Origin of the sequence: Salinicola lusitanus, from assembly GCF_003206045.1 — a bacterium.
Lineage (GTDB): Bacteria > Pseudomonadota > Gammaproteobacteria > Pseudomonadales > Halomonadaceae > Salinicola > Salinicola lusitanus.
Map to the genome: position 1 here is coordinate 188,882 of NZ_PZJM01000009.1, position 19,762 is coordinate 208,643.

At 66.8% G+C, this 19,762-nt stretch carries 17 protein-coding genes; 9 read left to right on the forward strand and 8 right to left on the reverse strand.

Annotated elements, in window-relative coordinates:
• Positions 1-388 precede the first annotated feature (388 nt).
• Positions 389-1,906, reverse strand: a complete 1,518-nt coding sequence (gene ilvA, locus DOM45_RS14225; protein WP_110601558.1) for a threonine ammonia-lyase, biosynthetic — start codon at positions 1,904-1,906, stop codon at positions 389-391.
• A 197-nt stretch (positions 1,907-2,103) separates the two neighbouring features.
• Between ilvA and rpiA the strand changes: the two genes are divergently transcribed.
• Positions 2,104-2,775: a ribose-5-phosphate isomerase RpiA gene (gene rpiA / locus DOM45_RS14230; protein ID WP_110601559.1), complete on the forward strand. Its 672-nt coding sequence runs from the start codon at positions 2,104-2,106 to the stop codon at positions 2,773-2,775.
• Between the two features lie 9 nt (positions 2,776-2,784).
• On the opposite strand, the gene DOM45_RS14235 is transcribed toward rpiA, so the two are convergent.
• Positions 2,785-3,780: a 2-hydroxyacid dehydrogenase gene (locus tag DOM45_RS14235; RefSeq protein WP_110601560.1), complete on the reverse strand. Its 996-nt coding sequence runs from the start codon at positions 3,778-3,780 to the stop codon at positions 2,785-2,787.
• Between the two features lie 127 nt (positions 3,781-3,907).
• On the opposite strand from DOM45_RS14235, the gene DOM45_RS14240 reads away from it, so the two are divergent.
• Positions 3,908-4,819 (forward strand): histone deacetylase family protein, encoded by a 912-nt coding sequence (locus DOM45_RS14240; protein WP_240612402.1) that lies wholly within the window; start codon positions 3,908-3,910, stop codon positions 4,817-4,819.
• Here DOM45_RS14240 and DOM45_RS14245 read toward each other — a convergent pair.
• Positions 4,774-5,769: a glycosyl transferase family 90 gene (locus DOM45_RS14245; RefSeq protein WP_240612403.1), complete on the reverse strand. Its 996-nt coding sequence runs from the start codon at positions 5,767-5,769 to the stop codon at positions 4,774-4,776. The two genes, DOM45_RS14240 and DOM45_RS14245, sit on opposite strands and share 46 nt — an antisense overlap.
• Before the next feature lie 155 nt (positions 5,770-5,924).
• Positions 5,925-6,320: a winged helix-turn-helix transcriptional regulator gene (locus DOM45_RS14250; protein ID WP_110601566.1), complete on the reverse strand. Its 396-nt coding sequence runs from the start codon at positions 6,318-6,320 to the stop codon at positions 5,925-5,927.
• Positions 6,321-6,440: 120 nt separating this feature from the next.
• Here DOM45_RS14250 and DOM45_RS14255 point away from each other — a divergent pair, with 120 nt between their 5' ends.
• Positions 6,441-7,454, forward strand: coding sequence for a zinc-binding alcohol dehydrogenase family protein (locus DOM45_RS14255; RefSeq protein WP_110601567.1), 1,014 nt, complete (start codon positions 6,441-6,443; stop codon positions 7,452-7,454).
• Here the strand turns inward: DOM45_RS14255 and waaA are convergent.
• Genes waaA through DOM45_RS14270 form a run of 3 tightly spaced genes read right to left on the reverse strand, consistent with a single transcriptional unit; the run spans position 7,451 to position 11,285 of the window.
• The gene (waaA, locus tag DOM45_RS14260; RefSeq protein ID WP_110601568.1) at positions 7,451-8,749 is read right to left on the reverse strand and encodes a lipid IV(A) 3-deoxy-D-manno-octulosonic acid transferase; all 1,299 of its coding nucleotides are present in this window, start codon (positions 8,747-8,749) and stop codon (positions 7,451-7,453) included. The genes DOM45_RS14255 and waaA overlap by 4 nt on opposite strands.
• A 6-nt stretch (positions 8,750-8,755) precedes the next feature.
• On the reverse strand, positions 8,756-10,186 hold the full coding sequence (hldE, locus tag DOM45_RS14265) for a bifunctional D-glycero-beta-D-manno-heptose-7-phosphate kinase/D-glycero-beta-D-manno-heptose 1-phosphate adenylyltransferase HldE (protein WP_110601570.1): 1,431 nt from the start codon (positions 10,184-10,186) through the stop codon (positions 8,756-8,758).
• Entirely contained in the window at positions 10,176-11,285 is a 1,110-nt protein-coding gene (locus tag DOM45_RS14270) for a glycosyltransferase family 9 protein (protein ID WP_110601571.1), read from the reverse strand. The genes hldE and DOM45_RS14270 overlap by 11 nt, the downstream gene beginning before the upstream one ends.
• A 125-nt stretch (positions 11,286-11,410) precedes the next feature.
• On the opposite strand from DOM45_RS14270, the gene DOM45_RS14275 reads away from it, so the two are divergent.
• Positions 11,411-12,619 carry a glycosyltransferase family 4 protein gene (locus tag DOM45_RS14275; RefSeq protein WP_157958442.1) on the forward strand — a complete coding sequence of 403 codons (1,209 nt, stop codon included), beginning with the start codon at positions 11,411-11,413 and terminating at the stop codon, positions 12,617-12,619.
• A gap of 3 nt (positions 12,620-12,622) precedes the next feature.
• Here DOM45_RS14275 and DOM45_RS14280 read toward each other — a convergent pair whose 3' ends face one another.
• Positions 12,623-13,750 carry a glycosyltransferase family 4 protein gene (locus DOM45_RS14280; RefSeq protein ID WP_240612404.1) on the reverse strand — a complete coding sequence of 376 codons (1,128 nt, stop codon included), beginning with the start codon at positions 13,748-13,750 and terminating at the stop codon, positions 12,623-12,625.
• Positions 13,751-13,933: 183 nt separating this feature from the next.
• Here DOM45_RS14280 and DOM45_RS14285 point away from each other — a divergent pair, with 183 nt between their 5' ends.
• From DOM45_RS14285 to ddlA, 5 genes are all read left to right on the forward strand, one after another.
• Positions 13,934-14,671, forward strand: a complete 738-nt coding sequence (locus DOM45_RS14285; protein ID WP_110601576.1) for a 3-deoxy-D-manno-octulosonic acid kinase — start codon at positions 13,934-13,936, stop codon at positions 14,669-14,671.
• A gap of 5 nt (positions 14,672-14,676) precedes the next feature.
• On the forward strand, positions 14,677-16,518 hold the full coding sequence (locus DOM45_RS14290) for a DUF3413 domain-containing protein (protein WP_110601578.1): 1,842 nt from the start codon (positions 14,677-14,679) through the stop codon (positions 16,516-16,518).
• Between the two features lie 117 nt (positions 16,519-16,635).
• Complete coding sequence (locus tag DOM45_RS14295) at positions 16,636-17,424, forward strand: glycosyltransferase family 2 protein (protein ID WP_110601580.1); 789 nt, start codon at positions 16,636-16,638, stop codon at positions 17,422-17,424.
• 4 nt (positions 17,425-17,428) lie between these two features.
• Positions 17,429-18,499: a glycosyltransferase family 4 protein gene (locus DOM45_RS14300; RefSeq protein WP_110601582.1), complete on the forward strand. Its 1,071-nt coding sequence runs from the start codon at positions 17,429-17,431 to the stop codon at positions 18,497-18,499.
• A 110-nt stretch (positions 18,500-18,609) separates the two neighbouring features.
• Complete coding sequence (ddlA, locus tag DOM45_RS14305; protein ID WP_110601584.1) at positions 18,610-19,707, forward strand: D-alanine--D-alanine ligase; 1,098 nt, start codon at positions 18,610-18,612, stop codon at positions 19,705-19,707.
• The last annotated feature ends 55 nt before the right edge of the window (positions 19,708-19,762 follow it).

Here is a 19,762-nt window from a genome sequence, read left to right on the forward strand (position 1 = left end):
ACACCCCACCAGCCGATCCTCTTCACCACGCCCTCATTCGCCGGCCGTCGCCAGCCGAATGATCCGGCGTGTTCCCGGGCCTCAGGCGCCCAGCAGCGTCTGCGCGTAGCCTGTCGCCACCACGCCGACGCCGAAGATCAATACCAATGCCATTACCAAGTCGGGCTTGCGTCTCATGTCGACTCCGCTGCGTTGGGTTCGGTCGCTGCCCCCCGCAGCGACGCGCACGACTATAGGGTCAGGCCAAAAACTTGACAAGAGTGTTTCCGGCCCGGATGACACCTTTTTTCGTTACCCAATAGTATCGGCACCAACACAAAAAGTTTGAGATCGGATTCAGGGACTTTTAGCGCCTATTTCATCCTTTCACGACGACTACCGACGAAGTCTAGGCCATGAACAGCCGGTAGGCCGTATTGTCGGTCTCCTTCCAGTAACGATAGCCGATGCGATCGAAGTGTTCCTCGGCATGGGCGCGGTCGCCATTGGGCATCTGCAATCCCACCAGCACCCGGCCGTAGGCGGCGCCGTGATTGCGGTAGTGGAACAGCGAGATGTTCCAGTCCGCCGGCAGGTGGGTGAGGAAGTTCATCAGCGCGCCGGGGCGTTCGGGGAATTCGAAGCGATAGACCTCCTCCTCGAAACGCTCCCGGGGTCGACCGCCGCCCAGATGGCGGATGTGAAGCTTGGCCAGTTCGTTGTCGGTGAGATCCTCGACCGGATAGTCGGCCTCGCGCAGGCGGCGGATCAGCTCTTCGCGATCCTCGCCCCCCGGTTTGACCTGAACACCGACGAAGATGTGCGCGTTCTCCGGATCGGCGTAGCGATAGTTGAATTCGGTCACCATGCGCCGCCCGATCACCCGGCAGAACTGCTTGAAGCTGCCCGGCCGCTCGGGGATCTCCACCGCCAGGATCGCCTCGCGCTGCTCGCCCAGCTCGGTGCGCTCGGCAACGTGCTGGAGCCGGTCGAAATTGATGTTGGCGCCCGAGTTGATGCACATCAGTGTCTGGTCGCGCGCCTGGGTCTGCTGGATATACTTCTTGAGCCCCGCCAGCGACAGCGCCCCGGAGGTCTCCGCCACCGCCCGCGTGTCATCGAAGGTGTCCTTCACCGCCGCGCACATCTCGTCGGTATTGACGGTGATCACGCCGTCGATGTGATGACGCAGGATCTCGAACGGCGCCTCGCCGATCTGCGCCACCGCAACGCCCTCGGCAAACACCCCGACCTGGTCCAGCGTCACCCGCTCGCCGGCCTCCATGGCCGCCTTGAGGCAGGCGGAGTCCTCGGCTTCGACACCGAACACCTTGATCTCCGGGCGCAGATACTTGATGTAGGCCGCGATACCCGCCAGCAGCCCGCCACCGCCGACGGGGACGAAGATCGCATCGAGCGGACCGGCATGCTGGCGCAGGATCTCCATCGCCACCGTCCCCTGGCCGGCGATCACGTCGAAATCGTCATAGGGCGGGATATAGGTATAGTCATGCTCGGCGATCAGCTCCCGGGCGTGGCTCAGGGCTTCACCGAAGGCGTCGCCCTTGAGCACCACCCTGGCGCCCCAGCCCCGGACCGCCGACACCTTGATGTCCGGCGTGACCCGCGGCATCACGATCACCGCCTTGACCCCCATCTGCCTGGCCGCCATCGCCAGCCCCTGGGCATGATTGCCCGCGGACGCCGCGATCACGCCCTTGGCCTTCTGCTCGTCGCTCAGCTGCGCCATCTTGTTGTAGGCGCCGCGAATCTTGAACGAGAAAACCGGCTGCAGGTCTTCGCGCTTGATCAGAATCCGGTTGGAAAAGCGGCGGGAGAGCGCAGGCAGCGGGGAGATCGGGGTCTCCCGGGCCGCCTCGTAGACACGGGCCTGGAGGATCTTTTTGACGATGTCTTCGAGTTGCATTCGGGTATGTCCTGGCGAACAGCTGGGGTGCAGCGCTCCCGCCGCGAGAGTGGCGGGCTTTGATGGACCCGTATTGTTAACAGACCCCGGCCCCGAGCGTCCAGCGACATCGGCAGCGTGTGCCGCTTGCTTTATACTGGCCGCGCTCCGAGCGTACCCGAATCGAACCCTTCTCCACTCAGCCTGCCGGAACCGACATGACCCAGGACGACCTCAAGCGCGCCGTCGCCGCCGCAGCCCTCGAAGACATCGACAACCTGCTGACCCCGGATGCGGTGATCGGGGTGGGCACGGGCTCCACGGCCAACCACTTCATCGACCTGCTGGCCGCTCGCCGACACGATTTCCGCGGCGCGGTCGCGAGTTCGGAAGCGACGGCAGCGCGGCTGAAGTCCCACGGCATCGACGTGCTGGAACTCAACCATGTCGGCACCGTCCCGGTCTATGTCGACGGCGCCGACGAGATCGACGCCAGGCTGCGCATGATCAAGGGCGGCGGCGCGGCACTGACCCGGGAGAAGATCGTGGCCGCCTGCGCCGAGCGCTTCATCTGCATCGCCGATGCCAGCAAGCGGGTCGAGGTGCTGGGTGGCTTCCCGCTGCCGGTCGAGGTGATTCCGATGGCGCGCTCCTATGTCGCCCGCGAAATGGTCAAGCTGGGCATTACGCCGGTCTATCGGGACGGGGTGCTGACCGACAACGGCAACCGCATCCTCGACGGTTACGACAAGCTGTTCGACGAGCCCGAGGCCATGGAAACGGCGCTGGATGCGCTGGTCGGCGTGGTCACCAACGGCCTGTTCGCCAAACGCCCGGCCGATGTGCTGATGCTGGGCAGCGACGCCGGGGTGGAGCGCTTGACCCGCTGACCCGGCCCGCTACAGCCGGTTGGGGCACTCGATGCCCTCGGCGTAGGCCATCAGGTTGGCCCGGGTCACCTGGGCGATCTCGCGCAGCGCCTCGACAGTGAAAAACCCCTGGTGTCCGGTGATCAGCACATTGGGGAAGCTCGCCAGGCGCGCGAACACGTCATCGTCGATGATCTCCGCCGAGTGGTCGCGGAAGAACAGTTCGCTCTCCTGCTCGTAGACATCGATGGCCAGCGCCCCCAGCTGACGCGATTTCAGCGCGCCGATGACTGCGGGCGTATCGATCAGCGCCCCTCGTGAGGTATTGACCAGCATGGCGCCCGGCTTCATCGCCGCCAAGGTCCCGTCATCGATCAGGTGATGGGTCTGCTCGGTCAGCGGACAGTGCAGCGAGACGATATCGGAGCGAGCCAGCAGCGCCTCGAGCGGGACCGCTTCCCCGTAGGCCTGGAACGCGTCGGCGGGATAGGGGTCGTAGCCCAGCACCTCGCAGCCGAGCCCCTTCAGGATGCGTGCCATGCACAGCCCGATCCGCCCCGTCCCGATCACGCCCGCCGTCTTGCCGTGAAGGGTGACGCCCAGCAGCCCGTCGAGTGCGAAGTTGCCCTCGCGCACGCGGTTGAAGGCCCGGTGAGTCTTGCGGTTCAGGGTCATGATCATCGCCAGCGCGTGCTCGGCCACCGCCTCCGGCGAGTAGGCCGGCACCCGCGCCACGAACAGCCCGAGCCGATGGGCAGCCGCGAGATCGATATTGTTGAAACCGGCGCAGCGCAACACGATCGCGCGGATCCCGAGGGTGGCCAGGGTGTCGAGCACGGCGGCGTCGAGGCAGTCGTTGACGAACACGCAGACCGCCTCGCTGCCCGCCGCCAGCGCTACGGTGCCGGCATCGAGACCGGCTTCCTGGTAGTGCCACTCGATGTCGTCATCGGCATCTTGTACGGCAGCGAGTTCGTCGAAAAAGCGGCGATCGTAGGGCTGGGCACTGAAAACGGTAACTCGCATGGCGAAGAACTCGCGGCAACGGAGGGCATCTACCAGCGTAGCGATCCCTGGCGCCGCCGCCAGGGACCAATTGCCGCGGCCCAGTACCCACGGCGCTTCCAACGACCCGAGCGGAGGTCACTCGAGCGTGCTCCCCATCGTCCACCACCCCGGCTACAGCATCGAATGGCCCGAGCGCCATCCGTTCCCGATGGCAAAATTCCGAGTCCTGCGCCGACGCCTGTCGACGCTGGCGTTCGACGACCGTGACGACGTTGGCTGGATCACCCCTGCCCCGGCGACCGGCAAAGCGCTATTGCGTGGGCACACCGCCGACTACCTGCAGCGTTTCTATCTGGGCGAGATCGCGACCACGCGGCGCACGCCGAGCGGCTTCCCCTGGTCACCCGCGCTGGTCGAACGCACCCTGCTGGAAGTCGGCGGGACGCTGGCCGCGGTGGACAGCGCCATGGAGACCGGGCTGGCGCTCAATACCGCCGGCGGCACCCACCACGCCTACGCCGATCGTGCCAGCGGCTACTGCCTGCTCAACGATCTCGCGGTCGCCGCCCACCACCTGCTGGCCGAGTATCGCCTCGAGCGGGTCCTGATCGTCGACTGCGACGTGCACCAGGGGGATGGAACGGCCTGGATCTTCCGCGACGAGCCACGGGTCTTCACGCTGTCGCTCCACGGCGAGGCCAACTTTCCGTTCGAGAAGCGCCAGAGCGATCGCGACGTGGCGCTACCGCGCGGTACCGGGGACGACGCCTATCTGGCACGCCTCGAGGCGGCGCTGGACCCGATTCTGAACGACTTCCGGCCGCAGTTCGTGCTGTTCGATGCCGGCGCCGACGTCCACGCCGACGACCGGCTGGGCCACCTGGCGCTGAGCGACCACGGCCTCTATCGCCGCGATCACCGGGTACTGGCGGCCTGCCGCAGGCGAGGCATTCCCGTCGCCGGCGTCATCGGCGGCGGCTATGACCGCGACCTCGAAGCGCTGGCCGAGCGTCACGCCCAGTTGTTTCTCGCCGCGCTGGCGCTGACCTCCGAGTGAAGGGGCAGCGGCACGGATCGGGGCGAGAGCTGCCCGGAAAGCACGAAATACCGGTGCATCACCAGCAGTGAGATGAGGTGCTCGAGACGCGTGTCGCGAAACCGGTCGACGTGGGCGTTGGCGTTGCGGATGATCGCTTCGGCTTCCTCCGGACGCGCCGAGTAGTAGTCCATCTTCTCCTCGAGATCGTGGCAATCCTCGGCCAGCGGCACATAGTGGACATAGGGTTCCAGCGTGCCTTCCATGAACCAGGTCTCGTACCGCGGGGGCGGCATCAGGCAGAGCGAGTTCGACGACAGGATCCACTTCAGATTGGTGGCGACGTCCTTGCCCTCGAGGCTCAGCACGAACTTGTACTGCAGCTGCGCCTCGATCGACAGGTAGGGTCGATAATCCGACTGCTGGCGCCGCTTGGCATGGCTCTGGCCGATATCCATCCGCGGGTGCCGGCAGAACTGGCGCAGCACCGCTGCCCGGTGCTCATGGAAACACTTTCCTCGCCAGACGACGCCCGTCTTCTTGTCGGTGTGCCGTAACCGATCGTTGGCAAAATGGAAATGGCGCACGCTGTTGAGTTTCAGCAGCAGGTTGTTGGCGTTGCTCGGCGGGGTCTGGCGACAGATCGGACGGCTCTTGACGATCGTCGGCGTCTCGGCCACCCAGGTCACATCGCCGAAACGGTAGTTGAAACGCAGCTCGGGATCGAAATGACGAACCACCCGTTTGGCATCCAGATAGTAGGCGCCGCGTCGTTCGTAGCGGAAATCACCGATGCGCACCGCGGCCTCGTCGAGATCGAAGGGGTTCTGCTGGCGATGATAGTAGTCGACCCGTGCCAGCACGGCCTGCCGCTGCATGGGAGGGAGCGACTCGACCAGCCGGTCCAGGCGCTGACGATACAGGCTGTCGGGCAGTAGCAGGCTGGCGATGCCGCCAGCGTAGAATCGCAATTTGCGACTCCTGAAGCGCAGGTTCATGGAGTGACACCGGAAGAGGAGTTCAGGTCATCCCACGATTGTCGTCGCTGCCGATGACAAGCGTCTGACACTTCGGCCCGGCAGTCGCCCGACGATTCAACGCCCGGCGATAGCTCCCGAAGGCAAGCTCACGCCTGCCCTGCCGCGCCCCCTTCACGGGACTCTGCTGGCGTCCCCGACGGCCCGAACAGATCGAGATGCGCATCGCCCCAGGTCTTGAGCGCCATCAGCACCGGCGTCAGCTCGCGCCCCAGCGCCGTCAGACTGTACTCCACCCTGGGCGGCACCTCGGCGTGGACCTCGCGATGGATCAGGCCATCGACCTCGAGTTCGCGCAACTGGTTGGTCAGCATGCGCTGGGTGACGCCACCGATGCGCCGCCGCAGCTCACTGAAGCGCAACGTGCCCTCGTCGAGCAGATACCACAGCACGACACCTTTCCATTTACCGCAGATCAGACTCACCGCCGCCTCCACGGCGCAGCCGGGGCTGCCATCGAAACGGGAAAATCGCGCTTTGGCCATCCGGGTATCCTTTTTGACACTAGGGTAACGACAGGGAACTAACAGCATTCGTTGTACGTACGTGGCCTCCGCGATTTTACTCTAGGATTCACGCAGACACCTCATGACTGGAGAACCCGAATGAAAGCCGTCGCCTATCGCAACGCCGGGGCCATCGACCGCGATGACGCCCTGATCGACATCGAACTCGACGAGCCCACGCCCGGTGATCGCGACCTGCTGGTCGAGATTCACGCCGTATCGGTCAACCCGGTCGATACCAAGGTGCGCGGCAACATGGCGCCCGAGGCCGGCACGGCCCGGGTACTGGGCTGGGACGCGGCCGGCGTGGTCAAGGCCGTCGGCCGCGACGTGAAGGGCTTCACGCCGGGAGACGAGGTCTGGTATTCGGGCGATCTGCAGCGCCCGGGGACCAATGCCGAATATCACCTCGTCGACGAGCGACTGGTGAGCAGGAAGCCGACATCGCTGAGCTTCGCCGAGGCGGCTGCCCTGCCGCTGACGTCTCTCACCGCCTGGGAGATGCTGTTCGACCGGCTCGACGTGACGCGCTCCGTTCCCGGTGCGGCCAACGCCGTTCTCATCGTTGGCGGCGCCGGCGGCGTGGGTTCGATCGCCATTCAACTGCTGAAACGGCGGACCGATTTCACGGTCATCGCCACCGCCTCGCGTCCGGAGACCCGCGAGTGGGTGGAAAGCCTGGGTGCCGACGCCGTGATCGATCATCGCCAGCCGCTGCCCGCGCAGATCGAGGCGCTGGGGTTCGGTGCCCCCGGCCTGGTCTTCTCGACCACCCACAGCGACAAGCATCGCGATGACATCATCGCGCTGATGGCGCCCCAGGGCCGGTTCGGATTGATCGATGACCCGGTCGGCTTCGTGATCGACGACTTCAAGCGCAAGTCGATCTCGATCCACTGGGAGCTGATGTACACCCGCTCGCTGTTCCAGACTCCGGACATGCACGCTCAGGGTGACATTCTCGAGCGGGTGGCGGCGATGGTCGATCGTGGCGAGATTCGCACAACGCTGACCGAGACGCTGGGCACCATCGACGCAGCCAATCTCAAAAGAGCCCACGCCCTGATCGAGAGTGGGCGGGCGCGAGGCAAGGTGGTGCTGGAAGGCTTCTAGGCCTCGTTTGCCGAGGTGACGAGCATCGCCGCCACTGCCCGGCGGGTCTGCTGGAGCGCTCCCCGGTTGGCCTCGACCACGGCCCGCCCGGCCGCGCCAAGGCGGTGGCGGCGATCGTCGTCCTCGAACAGCGAGATCAGCGTGGCGCCGAGCTCCCCGCCATCGGCGACCTCGAGCCTGGCCTCGCTGGCCGCCAGGGTGTCGGCGATCTCGCGCAAGTTGTCGAGATAGGGGCCGCTAACAACCGCCACGCCCAGCGCCGCCGGTTCGAGCAGGTTGTGACCGCCGATCGGCTCGAGCGAGCCACCGACGAAGGCGACGTCGGCGCAGCCGTAGAGCCGCATCAGGTCGCCCATGGTGTCGCCCAGCAGTACCGCGGTTTCCGCGGTGACCGGCCGCTGCGCGCTCAATCGCACGATCTGCTCCCCCCGCTCGCGGCAGATCGCGTCGACGGCGTCGAAGCGCTGGGGATGGCGCGGCACCAGAATCAGCAGCGCATCGGGGAAACGGCGTCTGAGCGCGGCATGCGCGATCAGCGCCTGCTCGTCTTCTCCCGGATGGGTGGAGCCCGCGATCCAGACCGGCCGCGCGCCCCAGCTCGCCCGTAGTCGCCGGCTCGCGGCCACCGTCTCGCCATCGACGGCGAGGTCGAATTTCAACGCCCCGGTGACCGTCACCCGCGTCGCCGGAGCGCCCAGCGAGACGAAACGCTCGGCGTCCAGTGGCGACTTGGCACCGATCCAGGCCACCGTTTCGAGCATGCCCCGGCTCAGGGCTCCGAAGCGCTGGTAGAGCCGGAAGGCACCGCCGCTCAGGCGGCCATTGGCCACCACCACCGGCACGCCCCGGCGTCGACACGCCGCCAGCAGGTTGGGCCAGAGCTCGGTCTCGGCGATGACCGCCAGGCGAGGATTCAATCGGGTGATGAAACGTCGCGAGCTGATCGGAAAATCCAGCGGCAGGAAGTGGTGGGAGACCCGTTCGCCGAACGTCTGGCGAACGCGCTCGGCGCCGGTGGCGGTCATGGTGGTGACGATCAGGTCGTGATCCGGATGATCATCGAGCAGCGAGCGGATCAGGGGCGCCGCCGTGACGACTTCACCCACCGATGCGGCATGCAGCCACAGCCGCGGACGATCGCCCTCCACGGTAATGAAGCCCAGCCGCTCGCGACGGGGGTGAGTGGGCAACCACTCACGCCACACCCGCCACCAGATCAGCGGCGACAACAGGTAGGCGGCCAGCGAGTAGAGCCAGCGCGCGAGCCGCGACGGGAGGCCGTGTCGAGCGCGCACCGCGGCTCAGCGCTCGCGGTCGAGAATGGTGTCGATCATGGTGGTGGTCGAGACGCCATCCTCGAAGCCCAGCACCAGGACTTCGCCGCCATTGGCGATGACCGCCTCGCCACCGGCGATATCCTCCGGCCGGTAGTCGCCGCCCTTGACCAGCCGATCCGGCAGGATCGCCTCGATCAGCCGCGCCGGCGTGTCTTCGCCGAAGGGAACGACCCAGTCCACCGCGGCCAGCCCCGCCAGCACCTGCGCCCGGCGCGCCAACGTATTGATGGGCCGCTTCGGCCCCTTGAGCCGCGCCACCGAGGCGTCGTCGTTGACCGCCACGATCAGGCGGTCGCCGAGGCGCTTGGCCTGCTCCAGGTACGCCACGTGGCCGGCATGCAGAATGTCGAAGCAGCCGTTGGTCATCACCACGCGCTCGCCACGGCTCTGCGCGGCGCGTACCGCCCCGATGAGCGGGCCCTCCCCGATGACGCCGTATTGGGCCAGGCTGTCGCCGTGCAGTGCCGTGTAGAGCTCCGCCACCGACAGCACCGCGGTGCCGGGTTTCGCCACCACCAGTCCGGCGGCGAGATTGGCCAGCATCACCGCCTCGCCGAAGCCGTGGCCGGCGGCCAGCGCCAGCCCCAACACTCCGATCACGGTGTCGCCGGCGCCGGTGACGTCGAACACCTCCCGCGCATGGGTCGGCAGGTGGAGCGGGGCGTGGCCCTCACGAATCAGGGTCATGCCGCGCTCGCTGCGGGTGACCAGCAGCGCTTCCAGCGCCAGCGAGGCTCGCAGCGCCTCGCCCTTCTCCGCCAGCTCGGCATCGCCGGCACAGGGCCCGACGATCGCCTCGAACTCGGCCAGGTTGGGCGTGATCACACTGGCACCGCGATAGCGGCTGAAATCGCTGCCCTTGGGATCGACCAGCACCCGCTTGCCGGCCGCTCTGGCCGTGGCGATCAGTGTCTCGACCCGATTCAGGCTGCCCTTGCCGTAGTCGGAGAGAATCACCACGTCGGCATCGCCCAGCGCCGCCTCGACCTTGGCGATCAGCGGCGCGGTGTCGACGTTCCACAGCGGCGATTCGAAGTCGAGGCGGATCAACTGCTGGTTGCGACTCATGACGCGCAGCTTGGTGATCGTCGGTACTTCGGGGCTGCGCTGAAAGTGAGCGCTCACATTCGCAGCTTCAAGTGCACGTTCGAGATGGTCGGCATTGTCGTCGTGCCCCACCACGCCCGCCAGGCTGGCGTGGCCTCCCAGCGAGGCGATGTTGAGGGCCACGTTGGCCGCCCCGCCCGGACGGTCGTCGGCGTCCTCCACCTTCACCACCGGCACCGGCGCTTCGGGCGAGATCCGCGACGTCGCGCCATGCCAGTAGCGGTCGAGCATGACATCGCCCACCACTAGTAGACGGGCGTGCTCCAACTGCGAAAGATCAACCTTCATGCGGCGGCTCCGTTACGTCGTCGGCGTTGGCGGTATCGCGTGTCGCGGTCATCAGTCCATCCAGGTGCTCGACCACGTCGTCCAGCGTGATCAATCCCATGGCATCGGCGTGGCGCACCCGCGTGCCCCAGTTGACGCTCTCGACGGACTTCTTCAGGTAGCGGCGCACGGCGTCAGGGTAGCGATTGACCACGTGATCGCGCCAGCAGTACGGGGCTGCGCGATCCGGATTGGTGGTGGCGTAGAGCCCCAGCGTCGGCGTGCCCAGCGCATTGGCCATGTGGACCGGGCCGGAGTCGGGTGCGATCACCACGCGCGCCCGATCCAGCAGGGCCAGCAGGCCCTTGAGCGAGGTCCGCCCGATGGCGTCGATGATCTCGATCTCGGGCACCAACCGGCGGATCTGCTCGCCCATGTCGCGCTCCTGGGGACTGCCGCCGCCGCTCATGACGGTTCTCAACCCGTAGCGCTGCCAGACGTGCTCGATCACGGCGGCGTAGCCTTCGGCGGACCAGTTGCGGAAATTGCGCAGGCGCGGGTTGGCGCAGGGGCTGATCACCAGGTAGGGCCGATCGCCGGTCAACTGGTGCGCTTCCTGGTAGGCGGCATCCGGCACCGGCAGCGACCAGTCGAGCCGGGTATCCTCGACCCCCAGCAGGCGGGCGAAATCCATGAAGGATTCGAGCACGTGCGCACGCGGATGGGGGGCCAGCTGGCGATGGGTGAACCAGTGCTGCCAATCCTTGGCCCGCGCCTTGTCGTAACCCACTCGCACGTCGCATTTCAGCCCCAACGACAGTACGCTTGCGCGCAGCGCCTGCTGCATGTGCAACAGCACATCGAAGCGAACGTCCTCGAGCTGACGCCAAATCGCACGCATGCCCTGGAAACCGGTGGACTTGTCGTAGGCCACCAGATCGACGCCATCGAGGCCGTCCAGCAGGGCGTGTTCGGTCTTGCCGACGATCCAGGTGATCCGCGCCTCGGGCCATTGACGCTGCAGCGCGCGCACCGTGGGCACCAGGTTGCAGACGTCGCCCAGCGCGGAGAGACGCAGGATGCCGATATGTCGCGGACGCTCTGGCAGAGATTGCTTCATGGGCCTGAATGAATTCCCATTGGGTAAAACGTCCATTCTAACGGAAGTTGACCGGGCATGACTCGCAACCCGACCAACGCGCGTCAATCATGGCGCCTCGACCGAACCCTCCAGATAAGACATTCATGATCGAAGAATCTGCTCGCGGCACCACCAGCCGCATCGGCCATCTCGTCAGCCTCAGGAACCTGGGCGGCGTGGAACGCTACTTCACCCGCTTCTACGCCCGTCATACTCCCCAGCACGACCACCACGTGCTGTTGCAGACCGACGAGGTCCATTCGCTGCTCGAGCCGGCTTACGCCCCTCACCGCGCGGGACGGATGCACAGCATCAAGGGCGGGCGCTGGCGGATTCCCAAGTTCCTGCCGAGCGTGCGCCAGCGTTACCAGCTCGCCATGATGCAGCGCCTGGGCCTGGATGCCGTGGTGGTCTGGAACAAGATCGTCAATCATCCGCTGGCGTTCGACGACGACATCCCGCTGATCCACTTCGAACGCGGGAGTGCATGGCTGGCCGCGGATGCACCCGGCCTGAGGCGTTATCTGGCGCGCCTGGACGGCGTGCTGTGCAACTCCTACGCCGGCCTGCGGATGCTCCAGCTCAAGTGGCAGCTCGATCCCGACATTCCCTATCGCGTGCTGCAGAACGCCATCCGCCTCCCGGACCAGGCCGCCACTCACCCCGGCGATCGCTTCAGGCTCGGTTTCGCGGGCCGGATGACGGGCCTGAAGGCGCCGATGGTCGCCCTGGAAACCTTCGCCGAACTCAAGCAGCGCTGCCCCGAGGCGGAGCTGTGGATCGCGGGGAGTGGGCCACTGGAGCCGGTATTGAAGCGGTGGACGGCACAATGGGGATTGAACGACAGCGTTCACTTCAAGGGCCTGGTCGACGACATGTCGGGCTTCTACGCCTCGCTCGACGCCTTCATCTGCCCCTCCTGGCGCGAACCCTTCGGCAACGTGGTCCAGGAGGCCCTGGCTCATGGTCTGCCCACGCTGGTCGGCAATGCCGATGGCCTGCCGGAGCTCGTGCACCACGGCGTCAACGGGGCCGTCCTGAACCCCGGTCGTTCGCGCCAAAGCCTGGCGCGCTACGACCCGCGCTGCGCCCAAGGGCCTGACGAGGTCTACGACCCGACCACCGACCGCCTCGTCGAGGCGGGTGTTCTCGAGCCGACGGAGGCCGCCACGGTCCTCGAGGGCTGGGCCCGGGATCCAGCGCTGCGACGGCGCATGGCCAGCGCTGCCCGCGAGCAGGTCGCGCGCGAGTTCGATCTCGACCGCTACGGGGAGACGCTGGTGGATTTCGTCGACAGCGTAATCCGTTCCTAGGGTTCACAGTGAGGCGAAGGAGGCCCGCAGCTTCTCGGTCTGACGGCGGTAGGAGTAATCGCTTACCAGCTCGGCGAGCTCGGCACCCAGCGACTCGAGGTCCGATGTCGTCATCAGCGCCTCGAGGCGGTCGACCCAGCCTCGGGTGTCGCGACTGTCCAGCATCAGCTCGGCATGGTCGGCCTCGAGCAGTTCGGCGGCACCGGTGGTGGACGAAAGCAACACCGGCGTGCCGCAGGCCATGGCCTCGAGCGACACCCGGCCGAACTCCTCGATGTGCGCCGGCAGCACGAACAGATCGAGCGCGCCATAGAGCGTCTCGACATCGCTGACCGTGCTGCGCCAGAGAAACCGCTCGGCGATGCCGGCTCGTTCGGCCTGGCGCTGGTAGGGGGCGAAATCGTCCTTGCCGACGACGAGGAAGCGGCACCGCCCCGGCAGGCGTTGCTCCAGCCCGGCAGCCATCTCGACGAAGCCGGCCACGTTGCGCTTGGTGAAATTGCCCGAGGTGATCAGCCCGACCAGGCGGGTCTCCTCGGCGATGCCCAGCTCGCGCCGGCGCGCCTCGCGGCCTGCAGAGGCCCGCTCGAGGTTGAAGACGTCAGGGTCGTAGCCGGGGTAGCTGATCTCGATTCGCGAGTCGTCGATGCCATAGCGATCGCGAAAATCTTCCGCCATCATCCGTGAATTGACCGCCAGGCGACGAAACCGGGCCCCGGTCAGCACCTGATCGTGAATGGCGGCCACCTCGTGACCGGCAGGCAGGTCGCGGCCATGGATGCGCTGGCTGGCGAGGTGCACGCAGTTGTGCATGTAGACGACATCGGGCGTCTCGACATCGCCGTGGCTGACCAGCATCGCCGGCCGATGACGTCGGCACCAGGCCTGCACGCGGCGGTTGAACCAGAACCGCCGAAACGGCCCCTTGAAGGGCCAGCGCTTGAGCCGGACCAGCTCGGCACCGGCGGCCTCCGCCAGCTCGCGCCGGCCTCGCTCGGCCAGGATCGTCACCCGATAGCCCAGGATCTTCAGTGCCGCGGCCTGCTCGAAGGCATTGCGGCTGGCGCCGGTGCTCTTCTCCACCTGGCGAATGGCGATCACGGCCAGTGGCGCTTGCGAATCTTCGGTCACGGCAGCTTCCTCGAGTTCAATGGACGCCCGACGGGTCGACGATTCCTCGGCGGTCCGAGACGCCGACATGCGACAGCGGGTCCGCCCGGTTACAATGCGTCCCGCGGCTCGTCGCCGCCCGGCATGTCACCGCGCTTTCGGCGCCATGCCAATCCCGCTTCGGCCCTACGTCAAGGATCGGCCATGTCGCTATCGACCTACCATCATCGGGACGCGCATATCTTATACGATCCGACGCGCCTCGCTCAGCCCGACCTGCCGATTCTGCCCGAATTCGGCGAGGCCTGGCTCGACCCGGCTGCCTGGGCCGAACGCGGCCTGGTGGTCGGCTCGGCGCCCGGCCGCGGCGACAGCCAGTTCCTGGCCGTCGACGGGGCCGACTGGGTGCTGCGGCCCTATCGTCGGGGCGGCATGGCCGCCAAGGTCAGTCAGAGCGACTATCTCTGGACCGGACTGGAGCGCACCCGCGGTTTCCGCGAGATGCGCCTGACCCGCGCGCTCCACCAGCGGGGCCTGCCCGTTCCGGCACCGGTGGCGACCATCGTGTCGAGACACGCCTTGCGCTACCGCGCGGCACTGATCACCGAGCGCCTGCCTGGCAGCCGGGCGCTGGCGGAGCGCCTGCCCGATGCCTCGCCGGCACTGCTCGCCGATGTCGGCGCCACCATCCGCCGGTTTCACGATGCCGGGCTCGACCATGTCGACCTCAACGCGCGCAACCTGCTGGTTTCAGACGACGATAAGGTCTGGCTGATAGATTTCGACCGCTGCCGACTGCGCCCGAGAGGCGCCTGGCGCCAGCGCAATCTGTCACGACTCGAACGCTCCCTCGTTCGTTTCTCGCCCGCCATCGCGGGATCACTCTTCACCGCCATCGTCGAGGGTTACCAGAACGCTCCGGTGGATCACCACGAGGTCTGACCTCCATGCAAGATACGCTGAGGCGCCGTTGGCGCGGCACGCTCCTATTCGCTCTGGTGCAACTGCCGCTGGTGTGGCTGATCGCCCTGCGTTACTCGCCCTACCTCGCCATGCCGCACGACGCCATGGGGATCGCCTATCTGATCCTGACCTGGATCGGGCACTTCGGCATGCTGGTCCTGCTCGGTTGGCTACCGCTGGCCGCACTGGCGCTGGTGCTCAAGGCCCGCTGGCTATGGCTGCCGGCGACCCTGCTCGGGGCACTGGGGTTGAGCGCGCTGCTGCTGGACACGGTCGTCTACGCCCAGTACCGCTTCCACGTGAACGCTTTCATGGTGTCGCTGTTCCTCAACGACAAGGATGGCGAGATCTTCAGCTTCACCACCACCACCTGGCTGATGGTGGTCGGCAGTGTGGTCGCGGCGCTGGCGCTCGAGGGCTGGCTCGCCCGGCGCCTGATCGTGGCCAACCGTGGCCGCCGCGTGCCGGTGGGGCTCTGCTGCGGTATCGTGCTGGTGACGCTGCTCGGCAGCCACGGCCTGCATATCGTCGCCGATGCCCGCTACCATCGCAGCGTGACCCAGCAGGTCGGCATCTATCCGCTGCTGTTTCCGGCTACCGCCAAGGATTTCATGGAGCGACACGGCTGGCTCGACCCCCGAGCCGCGCGGGCCGAGCGGGCCGATATCGGCGCCACGCAGGCGCAGAATCTCGACTGGCCGAAGAACCCGCTGAGCTGCCAGCCCAGCCACAAGCCCAACGTCATGGTCGTCCTGATCGACTCCTGGCGCGCCGACGAATACGGCCCGCAGAACACGCCCAACCTCTACGCCGCGTTGAACGACAGTGGCCGCCGCTATCTCCAGCACTACAGCGGCGGCAATGCTACCCGCAACGGAACCATGAGCCTGTTCTACGGCCTCAGCGGCAACTATTACGCCTATCTGGACGACACCCAGACGCCCCCGCTTCTGATCACGCAGCTGCAGAAGCAAGGCTATGCGCTGGGCATCTTCTCCTCGGCCAGCCTCGACGGCATCGGCTTCGACCGCACGATCTTCAGCTCGGTCGACCCGCTGCGACTGAGCACGCCAGGGGACTCTCCCGCTAGTCGCGACCGGCGAATGACCGAGGACTGGCTGGCCTGGTTCGACCAGCAGGCGCAGCAGGACGACACCCCCTGGTTCAGCATGCTGTTCTACGATGCGCCCCACGGCTACGACGTTCCCGAAGGCGCCGCCCAGCCCTACCAGCCTTCGGTGAAGGGCATGGATTATCTGGACCTGGGCCCGGACACCGACCCGGTCCCCTACGCCAACCGCCACCGCAATGCCGTGCACTACGATGACGAGCTGCTCGGCCGGGTGATCGACGATCTCAAGGCCAAGGGCGAGTGGGATGACACGATGCTGGTGGTCACCGCCGATCACGGCCAGTCGTTCAACGATTTCGGCAAGAACTACTGGGGCCACAACAGCAACTTCGCCTCGCCGCAGACCCACGTGCCGATGATCGTCACCGGCCCGGGGGTCGAGCCCGGACGCGTCGAGGGCATGACCAGCCATCTCGATGTCGCGCCGATGCTGATGCGCCATGCCCTGGGCTGCACCAACCCGCTCGCCGATTACGCCCAGGGCCAGGATCTGCTGACGCCAGGCATCGATCACCCCTGGGTCGAGGCCAGCAGCTACATCGACTACGGGATCATCGAGCCGGACCGCATCACCGTGGTCGACGGCACCGGCCAGTGGAACATCGTCGACCGCCAGCTCGATCCCATCGACGACGCCGAGTTCTCGCCGGCGGTGTTCGAAGCCATGCAGTGGTTCCGTCAGTTCTATCGCTGACGAACCCCACGCTACAATGCCTCAGGCGCCGACCGGGGGCGGGGCGTCGCGTGGCTCGCGACGCCCCGCCCCCGGCCGCCGAATGACGCTCCACTCCTCGACGACCCAGGACTGCCCATGGCCGCCATTACCGGCGTGGTGATCACGCTCGACGAAGCCGACAACATCGAGGCCTGCCTGGCCTCGCTCGCCCGCGTCTGCGACGAGCTGATCGTGGTCGACTCAGGCTCCCGCGACGATACCGTCATCCGGGCCGAGGCGTTCGGCGCCCGCGTGATCCATCAACCTTACCTGGGCGATGGCCCCCAGAAGCGGATCGGACCGCAGGCCGCCGGCCATCGCTGGGTGCTGTCGCTGGACGCGGACGAACGACTCACCGACGAGGCGGTGGCGGCGATTCTGGCGCTCGACCTGGACGACGCCGGCCACGATGCCTATGCACTGCGCCGACGCAACTTCATCGGCAGTCGCTGGATCCGCCACTGCGGCTGGTATCCGGACTACTGCATCCGGCTGTTCGATCGCGAGCGCACCGGCTTCTCCGACAGCCGCCAGCACGCGTCGGTGCCGGCGACGAGTCCGCAGCGCCTGGACGCCGACCTGGAACACTATTCGTTCGCCAACCTGGCCGAACTGTTCGGCAAGGCCAGCGGCCGCTTCTCCAATCGCGCGGCCAAGATCATGTATCTCAAGGGCAAGCGAGCCAACGGCTGGTCGCCGGCACTGCACGGCGCCAATGCCTTCGTGCGCAAGTACCTGTTCCAGCGAGGATTCGCCGGCGGCCTCGACGGCGTCTCGGTGGCGCTGTCGGCGGCGGTCAACGCCTACCTGAAATACGCCAAGCTGCTCGAACTGCAGCGCGATGCCAAGGTGCGCGACGCCGAAGACTTCGACCGGATCTGGTGAATCGATGGAAGCTCACCCGCTGCACATTCGTCACGTCAACCTGGCCCGCGGCTTTCGCGGTGGCGAGCGCCAGACGCTGCTGCTGATCGAGGCGCTGGCCCGGATCGACGACGCGCGGCTCGAGATTACGCAGAGCCTGGTCTGCCGGCGCGACTCGCCGATGCGCGCGGCGCTGGCCGACCGGGAACTCGACACCGAGATCGAACTGATCGACGCCGATCACGCCCTCGCCGGGCATGGCCGACATCCGCGGGCAACCCTGGTTCACGCCCACGAGGCCAAGGCGGTGCACTGGGCGTGGGTCGAACGTCGCCTGCGCGGCACGCCCTACCTCCTGACACGGCGTGTCCCCCAGCCGGTCAAGGACAAGCGCTTCAACCGCTGGACCTACCGCGCTGCGGCAAGCGCCGTGGCGATCTCGTCGGTGATCGAGCACCATCTTCGCGATCGCGGCTGGTGTCCCGTCACGCGCATCCCCAGCGTGCTCTCCGGCCACCCAGGCGATCCCGCCAAGGTAGCCGCGCTGCGCGAGCGTTTCGCCGGCCACCGCGTCATCGGCCATATCGGCGCGCTGGTGGATCGCCACAAGGGGCAACGGGTCCTGCTGGCGGCGGCGCGGCGGCTGCGCGAGACGCATCCGGACGTTCGCTTCCTGCTGCTGGGCGAAGGCGACGACGGCGCGGCACTGAAAGCCGAGAGCGCCGATCTGGACAACGTCATCTGGGAGGGCTTCCAGCCCGATGTCGGCGACTATCTCGAGATCATGACCCTGTTCGCATTCCCCTCCCGCAACGAGGGACTGGGCTCCACCCTGCTCGATGCCATGGATCACGGCGTGGCGATCGTGGCCAGCGACGTCGACGGCATTCCGGACCTGATCGAGGACGACGTCAGCGGCCTGCTGGTGCCTGCCGGCGATGTCGATGCGCTGACGGCGGCGCTGATCGCGCTGCTGGAGGATCCCGTCCGGCGGCAACGGCTGGCGGCCACCGCCAGCCAGCGGCTCGCCGCCTTTACCCCCGAAGCCATGGCAGCGGCCTACCTGGCGCTCTACCGCCGGATCATCGCCCGCTAGCGTGGCCTCGGCGCAGGGCGCGATACTTGCGCGGCGGGATCGTGGCATCATGACGCCCGAAAGGCCGCGCCCGAGCGGCACCGAGATCGTCAGCGAAGCGGAGCATAACCATGAGCAAAATTCGGGTCGGCGTCATCTGCGGCGGCAAATCGGCGGAGCACGAGGTCTCGTTGCAGTCGGCCAGGAACATCGTCGACGCGCTGGATCGCGAGCGTTTCGAGGTCACGGTCATCGGGATCGACAAGCAGGGGCAGTGGCACATCAACGATGCCGCCGACTTCCTGCTGAACGCTGACGATCCGAGCCGGATCGCCCTCAACCCCTCCGCCGGCGACCTCGCGCTGGTGCCAGGTCGCGACTACCAGCAGCTGATCGCCACCGAGTCGTCCCAGGGCACGCTGGGACAGCTCGACGTGGTGTTCCCCATCGTCCACGGCACCCTCGGCGAGGACGGTTCTCTGCAAGGCCTGCTGCGCATGGCCAACCTGCCCTTCGTCGGCTCCGGCGTGCTCGGCTCGGCCGCCGGCATGGACAAGGACGTCGCCAAGCGCCTGCTGCGCGATGCCGGTATTCCCGTGGCGCCCTTCGTCACCCTGACCCGCCGCACGGCCGCCGAGGCCGATTTCGACGCCCTCAGCGCGACGCTTGGCTCGCCGCTGTTCGTCAAACCCGCCAACCAGGGTTCCTCGGTGGGTGTCAGCCGGGTCGAGACCGCGCTCGAATTCCAGCAAGCGCTGGCGCTGGCGCTGGCCTTCGACCACAAGGTGCTGGTCGAATCCGCCGTGGTCGGCCGCGAGATCGAGTGCGCAGTACTGGGTAACGAGGAGCCGGAGGCGAGCGTCTGCGGCGAGATCGTGGTCGAGAACGGCTTCTACTCCTACGACACCAAGTACATCGACGACGACGCGGCCACCGTCGCCGTGCCCGCCGACATCGATGCCGGCGCGAGTGAAGCGATTCGCGCCATCGCGATTCGCACCTTCCAGGTGCTGGAGTGCGCCGGCCTGGCACGGGTCGATGTCTTCCTCACCCCGGAGGGGAACATCGTCGTCAATGAAATCAACACGCTGCCGGGTTTCACTCGCATCAGCATGTACCCCAAGCTATGGCAGGCCAGCGGTCTGAACTACCCGGCCCTGGTGACGCGCCTGATCGAGCTGGCCATGGCGAGGCACGCCGGTGACATGGCGCTGAAGAGCGCCCGCTGAAACCGGCGGGAACTCGTCGATAACCTGCTCGTCACGGATCGGTCATGATAGAGTC